General features: G+C 32.9%; 12 protein-coding genes, 1 tRNA gene and 1 pseudogene. 3 read left to right on the forward strand and 11 right to left on the reverse strand.

Translation table 11 applies throughout. The features are described from left to right. Window positions 1-492 precede the first annotated feature (492 nt). Window positions 493-1413, reverse strand: a pseudogene (locus LL966_RS22880) (helix-turn-helix domain-containing protein); the annotation flags it as partial. A 166-nt stretch (window positions 1414-1579) separates the two neighbouring features. Here LL966_RS22880 and LL966_RS11115 point away from each other — a divergent pair. The 3 genes from LL966_RS11115 to LL966_RS11125 all read left to right on the forward strand — a co-directional run bounded on the left by LL966_RS11115 (window position 1580) and on the right by LL966_RS11125 (window position 4456). Next, window positions 1580-2758: an acyl-CoA dehydrogenase family protein gene (locus tag LL966_RS11115; RefSeq protein ID WP_229353179.1), complete on the forward strand. Its 1179-nt coding sequence runs from the start codon at window positions 1580-1582 to the stop codon at window positions 2756-2758. 88 nt (window positions 2759-2846) lie between these two features. Further along, a complete protein-coding gene (locus LL966_RS11120) occupies window positions 2847-3629 on the forward strand; it encodes a DUF3050 domain-containing protein (RefSeq protein ID WP_229353181.1) in 783 nt (260 codons plus the stop codon). Window positions 3630-3694: 65 nt separating this feature from the next. After that, window positions 3695-4456, forward strand: a complete 762-nt coding sequence (locus tag LL966_RS11125; protein ID WP_229353183.1) for an SGNH/GDSL hydrolase family protein — start codon at window positions 3695-3697, stop codon at window positions 4454-4456. A gap of 137 nt (window positions 4457-4593) precedes the next feature. Here the strand turns inward: LL966_RS11125 and LL966_RS11130 are convergent, their stop codons facing one another. The 10 genes from LL966_RS11130 to LL966_RS11175 form a co-directional block, all read right to left on the reverse strand. Beyond that, on the reverse strand, window positions 4594-5115 hold the full coding sequence (locus LL966_RS11130) for a DUF6438 domain-containing protein (RefSeq protein ID WP_229353184.1): 522 nt from the start codon (window positions 5113-5115) through the stop codon (window positions 4594-4596). A gap of 29 nt (window positions 5116-5144) precedes the next feature. Beyond that, window positions 5145-6164, reverse strand: coding sequence for a hypothetical protein (locus tag LL966_RS11135; RefSeq protein ID WP_229353186.1), 1020 nt, complete (start codon window positions 6162-6164; stop codon window positions 5145-5147). Continuing rightward, window positions 6142-7770 (reverse strand): NAD(P)/FAD-dependent oxidoreductase, encoded by a 1629-nt coding sequence (locus LL966_RS11140; RefSeq protein WP_229353188.1) that lies wholly within the window; start codon window positions 7768-7770, stop codon window positions 6142-6144. The genes LL966_RS11135 and LL966_RS11140 overlap by 23 nt, the downstream gene beginning before the upstream one ends. Next, window positions 7745-9265, reverse strand: a complete 1521-nt coding sequence (locus LL966_RS11145; protein ID WP_229353189.1) for a polyamine aminopropyltransferase — start codon at window positions 9263-9265, stop codon at window positions 7745-7747. Before LL966_RS11145 ends, LL966_RS11140 begins: the two co-directional genes overlap by 26 nt. After that, on the reverse strand, window positions 9258-9473 hold the full coding sequence (locus LL966_RS11150) for a DUF350 domain-containing protein (RefSeq protein ID WP_229353190.1): 216 nt from the start codon (window positions 9471-9473) through the stop codon (window positions 9258-9260). The genes LL966_RS11145 and LL966_RS11150 overlap by 8 nt, the downstream gene beginning before the upstream one ends. 13 nt (window positions 9474-9486) lie before the next feature. Beyond that, the gene (locus tag LL966_RS11155; RefSeq protein ID WP_229353191.1) at window positions 9487-9666 is read right to left on the reverse strand and encodes a hypothetical protein; all 180 of its coding nucleotides are present in this window, start codon (window positions 9664-9666) and stop codon (window positions 9487-9489) included. After that, window positions 9659-10891: a DUF4178 domain-containing protein gene (locus tag LL966_RS11160; RefSeq protein ID WP_229353192.1), complete on the reverse strand. Its 1233-nt coding sequence runs from the start codon at window positions 10889-10891 to the stop codon at window positions 9659-9661. Before LL966_RS11160 ends, LL966_RS11155 begins: the two co-directional genes overlap by 8 nt. A gap of 3 nt (window positions 10892-10894) precedes the next feature. Next, complete coding sequence (locus LL966_RS11165) at window positions 10895-11257, reverse strand: S-adenosylmethionine decarboxylase family protein (RefSeq protein WP_229353193.1); 363 nt, start codon at window positions 11255-11257, stop codon at window positions 10895-10897. 137 nt (window positions 11258-11394) lie between these two features. Then, a tRNA-Ser gene (locus LL966_RS11170) sits at window positions 11395-11481 on the reverse strand. Between the two features lie 51 nt (window positions 11482-11532). Further along, the gene (locus LL966_RS11175; protein ID WP_229353194.1) at window positions 11533-12411 is read right to left on the reverse strand and encodes a LysR substrate-binding domain-containing protein; all 879 of its coding nucleotides are present in this window, start codon (window positions 12409-12411) and stop codon (window positions 11533-11535) included. Between the last annotated feature and the right edge of the window lie 47 nt (window positions 12412-12458).

The following is a 12458-nucleotide window of genomic DNA, read 5'->3' on the forward strand; positions in this document are numbered from 1 at the left end:
ATTTTCTTTCTTCAGCTGAATTTCATCTAATTCTGGTTCTTCAATAATGACTTTTTCAATTTCAGCTTTATCAATTTCAACATTTTCAATTTCTTTTTTCTCTAAATTAGCTTTAAATTCCTCTATTAAAGCATTCATTTTCTTATGTGCTTTATTTTTATCTCTAATACTTTTAATTAGGAAAAAAACAATTCCAATTACCAGAATTACATAAAACACTTTTAAAGCTTTATTCCAAAAAACCTCGTATTTATATTTTTCTTGAACGTCTAACATTTCTTCGCTAAGATCTGCTGTACCAAGTTTATAATTTACCTCTAGAGCTTCTTCTCTCAGATTCCCTTCATATTTTTCATAAGAATCTAAATATAATTTGGAGTGTTTGTAAGCTAATTCAGGTTCATTTTTGATACTGTAAATTTTTGCCTGAATATAATTGGACTTAAAATAACTATTGTCTATTGTTTTATTTTTTATACTTAGTGAATCTACTTTCTTTAAAAAAATAAGTGCACGATCATATTTCTTTAGAGTAAAATATAAATCTCCCAAATTAAAATTGGCAATTTGATATAAAAAAGCATTATTGGTTTGTTTTGAATAAAAAGAGATATCATAATAAATCTTTTCAGCATTACTGTAATCCTTTTTAAACAAGTAAATATTTCCTAAACTTAGTTTAGAGGTAATTTTATTGTCTTCAAATTTGTCTGAGTAAGATATTGCCTTCTTGTAAAAGTATTCTGCAGAATCTAATAAATTTATTTTATCGCGATTTTTGCCATAATAACCTTCATAAGAATTTCCTAGATTAGTATAGGTATTACTTTTAGCATTTTGAAATTGATCTTTTTCATATATACTTTCATTTTTATCTAAGAAAGCATCATTTTGTTTTAAAATCTTGATTGACAATTGAAAATTCCCAACGCTTTCATTTAATAAAGCCATATTGGCCTTGAACTTTAAGATCTGAATAACATCGTTTATTTTAGACGAGAGTTTGATTCCTTCTTGGTAAACGCTTAACGCTTGGCTGTAATTATGCCTTTTCCAATAAACAAGACCGCGATAATTACATAAATAGGAGTGAATCTTTACTTTTTTATTAGATTCTGGAATTTTTTTTAAATGTAGTAAGGCTTCTTCATAACTTTGATCTGATTTAACCGTATCTCCTTTTAATTGATGGAGATAAGAAGCCGCACCATGGGCAAAAGTTAAATACTCTTCATTATTTGATTTTAATAATTCTTTAACAAATGTTAAACCTTGATCATAGTTGCCCCCATTAATGCTGAAACGGATCTTATCCTGCAATTCTAAATATTTTTGCTCGGATAGCCCCTTATTAGATTGAGCAACACCGGTATTAAGTATCAAGAAAAATAAAAAAGAGATGATCAGCCTCATTTAATTTAGTTTTTGGTATTCAAAAATAGTCTTTAAATTATCAATAAACTACAATTAATTTGCCAAATTCCTAATAATTTTATTTTTACTATGAAAAAATATAACAATTTAACGGTCATTTGTTATATTTTTATTACGTAAATTTGTTTGTTAAAAATTAAAAAACATGAAACCAGACCTATTTCAATCTCCAGATTACTATAACTTAGACGATTTGCTTAGCGATGAACATAAATTAGTTCGCGAATCAGCACGTGCATGGGTTAAAAGAGAAGTTTCTCCTATCATAGAAGAATATGCCCAAAAAGCAGAATTTCCTAAACAAATTATAAAAGGTCTTGGCGAAATTGGCGGTTTTGGCCCCTACATTCCTGTTGAATATGGAGGTGCTGGTTTAGACCAAATTTCTTATGGCTTAATTATGCAGGAAATTGAAAGAGGCGACTCTGGCGTAAGATCAACCTCATCTGTTCAGTCCTCTTTGGTAATGTATCCTATTTGGAAATACGGAAACGAAGAACAAAGAATGAAATACCTTCCAAAATTGGCAACCGGAGAATTTATCGGTTGTTTTGGTTTAACAGAGCCTGATCACGGTTCTGATCCAGGCAGCATGATTACTAACTTTAAAGATATGGGTGACCATTATCTTTTAAATGGTGCCAAAATGTGGATTTCAAACGCACCTTTTGCCGATATTGCTATTGTTTGGGCTAAAAATGAAGAAGGCCGAATTCATGGTTTAATTGTAGAACGCGGTATGGAAGGCTTTTCAACTCCAGAAACTCACAATAAATGGTCGCTTCGTGCATCTGCAACAGGAGAACTAATTTTTGATAATGTAAAAGTGCCTAAAGAAAATCTTCTTCCTAATAAATCTGGTCTTGGTGCTCCGCTTGGCTGTTTAGATTCTGCTCGTTACGGAATTGCTTGGGGTGCAATTGGTGCCGCAATGGATTGCTACGATACCGCTTTACGCTATTCTAAAGAGAGAATCCAGTTCGGAAAACCAATTGGAGGAACGCAATTACAACAAAAAAAATTGGCCGAAATGATTACAGAAATCACAAAAGCACAATTATTAACTTGGCGTTTAGGTGTTTTAAGAAACGAAGGAAAAGCAACAACAGCTCAAATTTCGATGGCAAAACGTAATAATGTCAATATGGCGATTACCATTGCGCGCGAGGCTAGACAAATGCTTGGAGGAATGGGAATAACAGGCGAATACTCCATAATGCGCCATATGATGAATCTTGAAAGTGTGATTACTTATGAAGGAACTCACGACATTCATTTACTAATTACCGGAATGGATGTAACTGGCATTCCCGCATTTAAATAATTGATATTTATTAAAATATATACAAAATCAATCTAAAAAGCTTCTTGTAACAAAGAAGCTTTTTATATTTGCATCAAAATTTTTTAAAATGAATATCGAAGCGGTAAACAAAAGCATACAACCACAAAAAGACCAACTATTAAATCACACCTTATATAATAAGATTCAAAACATAGATGACCTGCATAGTTTTCTAGAAACTCACGTTTTTGCTGTTTGGGATTTTATGTCTTTATTAAAAGCTTTACAAGCCAAACTTACTTGCACAACAACGCCTTGGTTCGCGACTAAAAATCCTGAAACTCGATATTTAATAAATGAAATCGTTCTTGCCGAAGAAACCGATTTAGCAATAGACGGAAGAAGACAAAGCCATTACGAAATGTATTTGGAGGCAATGGAAGCATGCGGAGCTGATACTACTGGAATTTTAAGCTTTTTATCAGAAGTGCATTCGCTACATAATATATTTGTTGCCATCAAACAAAGTGCCCTGCATCCTAATGTAAAATCTTTTCTTGATTTTACTTTTAGAGTAATAGAAGAAGGCAAACCACATGAAATTGCGGCAGCATTTACTTTTGGAAGAGAAGATTTGATTCCGAGTATGTTTACACAAATACTGAAAAACTTCCAGAAAAATCTTCCAGACATCGATTTAACAAAATTACTTTATTACTTTGAAAGACATATCGAATTGGACGCGGACGAACACGGTCCAATGGCTATGCAAATGATTACAGAATTATGTGAAGAAGATGCTCAAAAATGGAAAGAAGTTGAAGAGGTTTCTATTCTTGCTTTAGAAAAACGTATCGGACTTTGGAATGCCATCGAAGAAGAAATCGTGATGAAAACTGAAATGGTTTAAAAATCCAAACCCACATATTTAACGTAACTATTTGTTTAAAGCCATCAATCTAATTTAAACAAATTATGAAACCACATTTTAAACAAATAGTTACCGTTATATTTTCTGTTTTTCTTCTAAGCTGTACTGCCGAAGAAAACAATTCTACTCCAATTACTACTACTCCACCAGTTGTAAATCCGCCTGTTGTAAATCCGCCAACAACTATTCCAAGTTCTATAAATTATTTGGCTTTAGGCGACAGTTATACCATTGGGCAAAGCGTTTGCGAAACCTGCCGTTTTCCAGAACAACTCAAATCGAGTTTAAGAACAATGTATTCGAGTACGATCTCACTCAAAATAATTGCTACCACCGGATGGACAACCTCCAACCTAATCTCGGCAATCGATACTCAAAAACCAGAATCCAATTACGATTTAGTCACACTTTTAATCGGAGTCAACAATCAATATCAGCACAGAGATTTTTCTGTTTACGAAAAAGAATTCCCAGATTTGGTTAACAAAGCCATTATGCTGGCAAAAGGCGATAAAAAAAATGTAGTCGTTATTTCTATTCCAGATTACGCCTATACACCTTACGGCAAAAATCTTGCGGGCGATCAAAGTGCCAAAATTTCAGCAGAAATAACCAAATACAATGCTTTTGCAGAAAATTATTGTAATACGAATCAAGTCGCTTTTGTCTCAATTACAGACATCACACGCGAAGGACTTAATAATCCAAATCTTGTGGCTTCAGATGGTTTACATCCTTCCGAATCCGCCTATAAAATATTTGTAGATAGAATGATGCCGAAAGTCAAAATAGCGCTTCAGAATTAAGCTTTTTCTAATTTTTAGAAGCAGAAAAATCCGTTTTCAAATGAACGTTTAGTCCCGCTATCCACTATATCTTTTGTTCTGAACCCCAGAACAAAAGGATATCGTTCCTATCGGGGCTAGATTAGAAATTTTGTATTTTAATTGATGTTTCGAACAGGCATCGGTGGCGGTGGCGGAGGCAAAATCGATTTCAGATCTCCAAAATCGACACGTTTATTTGTTGGAACAAAATGTAGCCTTTTTTTTATTTCGCCTAAAGATTTTATAAATCTATCTAATTCCTTTGGAGCTTCTCTTGCATATAGATATATTGATTTTCTTTTCCCTTGATTCGAAATATTGATAAGATAGGCTTGCGCATCTTCAACAGTTTGATTTGCATAAATTGTATCAAATTTTTCAAAATTTGTTTCCCGAAGTAATCTGCTCAATTTTATTTTTTCTTCTAGATTGATAACGGCATAAGAAGTTGCTATAGGTTTAGGAAATATTCTTTGATAATAAACGGTGTCACTCTTTGTAAATTTTATACAAAAAACAGAATGCAAAGCTTCACCAGCAAAAACAAAGTCATCAAATGGAAATGTCTCTATCTTTTCTTTTTTAGCACAAGAAAGAAATAGAAAAAGAAAACTAAACACTATAATCTGTTTTTTCATCTATCCGAATTTATTAAAATAATTCAACCTTACTTTTTAGATTTCCAAATAAAACCATCCAGCAAATAATGCGTAAACTGCGGAACGCTCAACAAAGGAACCAATAGAATCTGCCAGCTCGAAAAATCAAAACTGCTTACACTGATATTTTCATTCCAGACAAAAAATTCCCATAGAAATTCTTCAGAAAAAGCAATTAACAGCAGAATTCCAATATAAATCAAAATACCTTTATATTGTTTTAAGAAAGACAAACTTCCCAATTCTGATGCTGATTTTCCATCAATTTCTTTAAAATAAACCAAAGCCATATAGGGAATTCCGTGCGAAACGACATTCAATAAAGTAAAAATCAAATCATCATTAAAATATACAATTCCGAAATACCAAGACAAAGCCGTTCCCAGAATAATGCTATTTTTCGGAATATTAAAAAACCGATTTTGAATCGATTTTATAGCTGTATAAATAATATATAAAATCAAAATTCCGATATAAATCCAAAACAGAATTTCAAGAATTTTCTGGTTTTCAAACCTAAAAAATTCATTTTCTACAAACCAGTTGAACTTTCGCTTAGACGAAAAAAACCAATATAACATCGGATATCCAGTCGAAGCATAAATCGCAAGATTGTCAATCCAAACCGAGAACTTCGTTTTCGTTTCTTTTCTCGCATACAATCTCATAAAACCATATTGCTGCCTTATAAAATGAAAAACAGCCACATAAGCCAGAAACGACCAAAAAACTAAACTTCCAAAAGAGAAGAGCACAATTCCGGTTGCAAAACAAATTAACGGCAACAGAATTAATCTTCTTTTTTGTTTTTGAAACTCGTCTGCAACAAAATAGGTTTTAAACAAAGTGGCATAAACGTGTGCTACATCAATAAAAACAATCAGAAAAAGCCAAGTGTAAAAAGAATAATGATCTTCAATTTCACTAATATAATCCTGAAACAAGAAGATTATCGCCAATACAAAAAATGACGGACCAATTATAAAAGCTAAATCGGTTTTGGCTTTATGAATCCAAGGTTGTTCCATCTACAATTTCATTTACAATATTAATTCCCTGATGAAAAGCTTCTTCAAAAATTGAGATTCCTGATAAATCGCTGTGTGCGAAATAAATCTTTCTTTCAATGTTTTGTTTTGCCTGTTTTTTCGCTTCACCAAAAATAAATCCTGGCGCAGGCGAAATCATTCCGTGACCTAAAAGAAAAACTTCAATGTCTTCTGTATATTCTTCAATATCAGGATGTGCGACTTTTAAATCATTCAAAACAAACTGTTTCCAATATTCTTTATCTTTTTTATAAAGCTCTTTTCTGGTTTTCTTCAAATCGGCAGACGAAAAACTATAATAATACGTAATCACCTTTTTGTCCTGAACCTGATTCACAGTCTGATGCTGATCGTAAACATAGCCTAAACCTTTTGCATCGTAAATTACATTATCCCACGAAAGTGGAAAACTAAAATTGTCAAACAAATCATTAACAACTAAAGTTGCCAAAAGCCATGGCGTATAATGAAAATCTTTGGTAAATGCTTTTCTGTCTTTAATCAAATACTGATTTACAAATTGCGGTGAAGCCATGATAACTTTATCTGCGATAATTTCGATAGAAGTTTTATTGACATCATCAAAAGCTTTTGCGATTACTTTATTGTTTTCAACTTTGACTTCGTAAACCAAATGATTTTTAAGCGTCTTGTCTTTGGTATATTTTTTCAAATGATTGGCTAATCGAGAATTTCCTTCTGCCCAAGTTAAAACGCTGTCGTGTTTTTCGGGCGTGCAATCTTGTTTTCTACCCGCAAAATAATGAATTCCAGCCCAAGCCGAAACGTATTCTATTCCTAAACCAAAATCGTCTTTACAGCAATAATCGATATAATTGTACAAAGGCTCAGAAGTAAAATGATTTTCTTGAAACCATTTTTTCATCGTGATTTTATCTAAAGCTCTCGTTTTTTGATCTGAAGAAGATAGATAAAGCGGAATATCAAACAAATATTTCTGATCTTCTCCTTTTCCTGTTCTGAAAACATCCATTTGTTTGAAGAATTTATCAAACTCCAAATCATCAGAAACCAAATTTCCTTCTTTCGGAACTACGCCTTCTTGCCAATTATTTTTATAAAATAAACGTTCGTCTGGCGCAAAAGTCAATTGCAATTCGTCAAAAACAGGAAATCCTTTTGAATCGTAACTCAAAATTATTTTTTCTTCTTCTAAAAAATGAAGCAATTCTTTGTCTTGAAAATTCGGCAAAGGCAAATAATGCGCGCCTAAAGGATATTTCGAATATTTATTTTCTCCGTTAGAAGAATTTCCTCCCAAATGATTTTCTAGTTCCACAATTAAAAAATCGGATATTCCTTTTTTATGAAATTGGCGTGCTGCGCTTAAACATGAAATTCCTCCGCCGACAATCAAATACGGAATCTGGATTTGTTTAGTTGGTTTAGGAAAATCTTTTATCCATAGACGATGTCCAAGCAAATGTTTAGTGCCCGATAAACGAATCATCAAAACCGAAATTTTATCGGAACAAAACTGCAGAAACGGAACCGCAATTAAAGCCGCGCCAACTACTTTTAAGAAACTTCTTCTGGATTTATTGCAGTTTTCCCCACTCTTCATCAAAATAGCGTACTAAAATTTGGTTATCTAAACGATTGATTTCAATTTGATTTGAAATCATATCATTGGTGAAATAATTAAAACGATCGAATTGATAATTATAGAATTTCAATTTATCTGCTTTTCGGTTTACAGTATTAAAAGTAGTTCCGAAACCGTTAATTGCAATGGTGTAACCCCATTCTCCAAACGACGGAACATAAGCATGATAGGCATCTACCTGAGGAAAAACCTGCATTACGGTTTTATTGATACACCAAAAAGATTTTGGCGCAAAATACGGCGAAGTGGTTTGTATAACAACCGTTGCATCTGGCTGTAAAATGGTTTTTATGGTTTGATAAAAATTAAGCGAATACAATTTCCCTAAACTATAATTGGACGGATCTGGAAAATCGATTATCGCTACATCGTATTTTTCGCCGCAGCTTTTTGCCCAAATATAAGCATCGGTATTAATAACAGTAACTTTAGGGCTATTCAATGAATTCTGATTGAAATTGGTTAAAACTATATTGGTTTTAAACAACTTCGTCATTCCTTGATCTAAATCTACCAAAGTTACTTTCTCAACATCTTTATATTTTAAGATTTCACGAACTGCTAAGCCGTCTCCTCCTCCTAAAACCAAAACATTCTTGACGCTTTTTGCCATAGACATTGCAGGATGCACTAAGGCTTCGTGATAACGATATTCGTCTGCGGAACTAAATTGTAAATTATTATTTAAATAAAGTCTGTAATCGCTTTTATTATGCGTTAAAACAATACGCTGATAAGGAGTTGAATTGGTATAAATAATGTTTTCTCCATATAATTTCCCTTCAGAATATGCTAAAATATCATTCGAAAAAACAAAAACAGCCAGTAATATTACAAAAGAGGAAATGGCTTTTACTTTTAGAAAATAGACTTTTTTTAATTCTCTTTCAAGCAAAAAACACAATACAATTGCAATACTTACATTGATCATTCCGAAGAAAAGCGACGTTCCCATGATGCCTAATTTTGGCACTAAAACTAAAGGGAATAAGATTGAAGCCAATAAAGCTCCAATGTAATCAAACGTAAAAACATTTGAAACCAGATCTTTAAATTCAACCCTGTCTTTTAAAATATTCATTAAAAGCGGAATCTCTAATCCGACCAAAAAACCGGTTACAAAAACAAATAAGTATAAAATGAACTGAAATGAGCCGATATTTTCGAACAATAGAAATAATACAACCGAACTTAATCCGCCGATAAGTCCAACTAGAATTTCGATTTCTACGAAAGTGTTCAGCAGATTTTTGTGAAAAAACTTTGAAAAAAATGAACCTATTCCCATAGAAAATAGGTACACTCCAATAATAAATGAAAATTGCTTCACCGAATCGCCTAATAAATAACTCGCCAAAGTTCCTGCAACCAATTCATAAATAAGTCCGCAAGTGGCAATTATAAATACAGCAAAAAGTAAAAGAAATTCGAACCTAAGAAACTTTTTACCCATGAATTGCGGCACTAATAATCATTGAGATTCCAATGATAAATGCTGCCAGGACAATCGCAACAGCAACGTTATTTTTTTCTACTACTTCTTTCCACGTATTTTCTGGAGTGAGTTTTTCAATAATAAAATAACCGATTAATAAAATTGTAATTCCTAAAAGAGAATAAATAATCGAATTTACTATTGGCTGAGCGTGAATTAATTCCATACTGATTGATTTTTTATTTGTGATAAAAACGGTTATAAGATGTTCGGCTTCCTGCCGTGCTGTATTTTTCGGTTGTTTCGCAATCGCAGATTCGGTTTCCTGCAAGAGCAAAATACATATACACTCCAAAGCAAAAGAATCCAATTGCTAATGAAGCCCAGTTATTACTAAAGAAATCAGAAATTTTATTCATAGTCGTAAGTTGAATAGGAACTATCTGCCCATCTATTTTTTTCAAATTGATTCTTAAAAAAACGTATGATAAAGAAAATCACAACCATGCTGATAATAACCAGCCAGACGTTTCGACTAGAAGGTTCATTCCAAATTACATTAATACGCATGGCGTTATTTTTAACATCTTCAGGTGCTTTCATAGGTGTAATTACAAGATGGTATTTTCCTGGCTTTACACCACAGATATTAAACGTTTCACAACTGCTTCCTTCTCTCCAATATTCTCCGTCAGAGTAGCCCGAATAATATTCTATGTCTTTATTGGCATAAATTTCATCGCTGGTTTCTTCATTAATCAGCGCAATATTAAGATTCGCCCACGAATTATCAACGTCTGTAGAAACGTTAATCGTCATCGGCGCCGAAGCTCCGTTAAGCACAAAAGTTGGACTGGTAATTTCTTTACTATCAAATTTACTGAATTGTATGGTTTGAGAGAAAACCGTTTGTTCAAACTGATTTCTATAGATATACCAATTTGCCGTTATAATCAGTAAAGCAAAAAGACAGAAAATAACAGCTGTGTTTTTAAGGTTAAAAAGAGATGGCTGAATCATCCCTGTTCCAAACTGATAAGGCAACGTTATTTTTGGAAATGCTCTCTTGATTTTACTTTTACTGACATATTCGCCATGAAAAGCAGTCTGAACATTATTCAGTTTTTCTACCGAAACAATGTATGGCGGATTTATAAATTCGGCTAAATGCGTTTTTTTGTTTGGTAGCTGAAAATCAAAAAATCCTTTTGCATCGATTATTTCAGCATCAGAATGTTCGAAAAGATCATAATCCTGACCGTCATAGTCCAGAACTTTAACTCCTTTTTTCAGATCGGCAATCTTTTCCATTTTGGTAAGCATCATCCAATGTCCGTTTGAAACCGATAAATACAAAAACTCTTTTGCCTCATTTTGCAAAATAAATTCTGTCCATCTGTAATCAGGATGCACTTTTTTTCTTAAAATACCCGTTACTTTATATTCGCTTCCATTTAAGAAACCTGTATCGCCAATAACTAAAGGAAATGCGTCTGTTTCTGCTTTATACTTTGATTTTCTACGAAATTTTCCATCATCGTCAGTCTCATATAAACTGCGACATACCGGACAAACAAAATTTACTACTTCAAAACCAACCTCCAATTCGGTTTCTGTATTACAGTCGTAACAAGGAATCTTCATATTTTATCGGTTAATTTCAAAATCTTTAATAATTTCTGCGTCAAAATAAGCAATATAATCTGCCATCACGGCTCGCACTTTTTCTGAATTATCTTGAAGGTAATTGCACAAATAAACATCTAAAGTTAGCTGATTGTATTCTGGCCAAGTATGTATACAAATATGCGATTCTTTAAGACAGTACGAAATCGTAAAACTATCATTATCAAAATCATGTACGACAGCACCAACTTTCTCAAGTTCGTATTTTTCTAAAATGGAATTGGTAACCGTAACAAAACCTTTACTATCTGTAAGCTTTCTAGTTTCGTCGACATGTAAAGTAACCAGTTTATGCAGTCCTGGCGAATAAGGAGGTAAATCCATCAAATTATTTGTATTACACAGGAGTCAAATATATAATATTTTCTGTAACAAAATAATGTGGGAAACCGTATTTTAGATATAGTTTTTTGAAAGAAAAAACCCAAACCTTAAAGTACAGTAGGTTTGGGTTTTATTTGCAGAAAGGAAGGGATTCGAACCCTCGATACAGTTACCCATATACTAGCTTTCCAGGCTAGCTCCTTAAACCACTCGGACACCTTTCTATTTTGGTCTGCAAAGAACAATAAAAAAAATGAGTTTTACAACGTAAACTTTTAAGATTCGTTTATGCTTTTTCTAAATTCCTCCATGAATAATTTAACCGCTTTCTTTTGGTAACCTCCAATTGTCAGCATAAAAGATTCTCTTTTGGTTGCAACGCCAGTAATTTGTATCGCCTTGAGCTGATCCCAACCTTTTAAAGCTTTTTCTGCAACAATTGTCGCCCAATCACTATTTTCCACCATTTGCAATAATGCATGAATAGAATGTAGTTCAATCGAGATTTTTGGCGTCATATTAAATTTCTGAAACAACTCTTCTACAAATTCTCTCGAATTAGAACCTTTTCCGGGCAAAACTAACTCAATCTCATCCATTTTTTTGAAAGCTATTTTGTCTAAATGTGCCAAAGGATGTGTTTTGGAAACTGCCATTACCATGTTCGAAATAAACAAAGGCACTTTCTGAATCGGAGGTTCAATCGGATGGGACGAAATAACCAAAACAACATCCAATGCATTATTAAGAAGTTTTTGTTCTAATGCTTCTGTTGTTCCGTACTCCACGACAATTTTTAGATTTTGATATTGTTTGGCAAACGCATGAACAATTGGTAAAATCAATAATCCGAAAATATAGGTAACGCCAATTCGCAGTTCGCCACCAATCATTTCGTTTAAATCTTCGATTGCCTGTTTTCCATTTTCTATATTTTCAACTACTTTTTTAGCGTGAACTAAAAACACAGAACCCGCTTCTGTCAACTGTACTTTTTTTCCAATTCGTTTAAACAAGGGCAGACCAAGCTCTTCTTCTAATTTTTTTATTTGCTGCGAAAGTCCCGATTGCGTTACAAAACACAACTCTGCTGCTTTGGTAAAGTGCAAAACCTCAGCGGTTTTAATAAAATACTGTAATTGATAAATCTCCATATTGATAAGTTTTACTACTTATTACAAGTAAAATTATTAATTTTTCT

Origin of the sequence: Flavobacterium chungbukense, assembly GCF_020805785.1 — a bacterium.
GTDB lineage: Bacteria > Bacteroidota > Bacteroidia > Flavobacteriales > Flavobacteriaceae > Flavobacterium > Flavobacterium chungbukense.

Bases quoted from the DNA above. Each gene is read 5' to 3' on its own strand.
- LL966_RS11115 (WP_229353179.1), top strand. From the start codon at position 1,580: ATGAAACCAGACCTATTTCAATCTCCAGATTACTATAACTTAGACGAT.
- LL966_RS11120 (WP_229353181.1), top strand. From the start codon at position 2,847: ATGAATATCGAAGCGGTAAACAAAAGCATACAACCACAAAAAGACCAA.
- LL966_RS11125 (WP_229353183.1), top strand. From the start codon at position 3,695: ATGAAACCACATTTTAAACAAATAGTTACCGTTATATTTTCTGTTTTT.
- LL966_RS11130 (WP_229353184.1), bottom strand. From the start codon at position 5,115: ATGAAAAAACAGATTATAGTGTTTAGTTTTCTTTTTCTATTTCTTTCT.
- LL966_RS11135 (WP_229353186.1), bottom strand. From the start codon at position 6,164: ATGGAACAACCTTGGATTCATAAAGCCAAAACCGATTTAGCTTTTATA.
- LL966_RS11140 (WP_229353188.1), bottom strand. From the start codon at position 7,770: ATGAAGAGTGGGGAAAACTGCAATAAATCCAGAAGAAGTTTCTTAAAA.
- LL966_RS11145 (WP_229353189.1), bottom strand. From the start codon at position 9,265: ATGGGTAAAAAGTTTCTTAGGTTCGAATTTCTTTTACTTTTTGCTGTA.
- LL966_RS11150 (WP_229353190.1), bottom strand. From the start codon at position 9,473: ATGGAATTAATTCACGCTCAGCCAATAGTAAATTCGATTATTTATTCT.
- LL966_RS11155 (WP_229353191.1), bottom strand. From the start codon at position 9,666: ATGAATAAAATTTCTGATTTCTTTAGTAATAACTGGGCTTCATTAGCA.
- LL966_RS11160 (WP_229353192.1), bottom strand. From the start codon at position 10,891: ATGAAGATTCCTTGTTACGACTGTAATACAGAAACCGAATTGGAGGTT.
- LL966_RS11165 (WP_229353193.1), bottom strand. From the start codon at position 11,257: ATGGATTTACCTCCTTATTCGCCAGGACTGCATAAACTGGTTACTTTA.
- LL966_RS11175 (WP_229353194.1), bottom strand. From the start codon at position 12,411: ATGGAGATTTATCAATTACAGTATTTTATTAAAACCGCTGAGGTTTTG.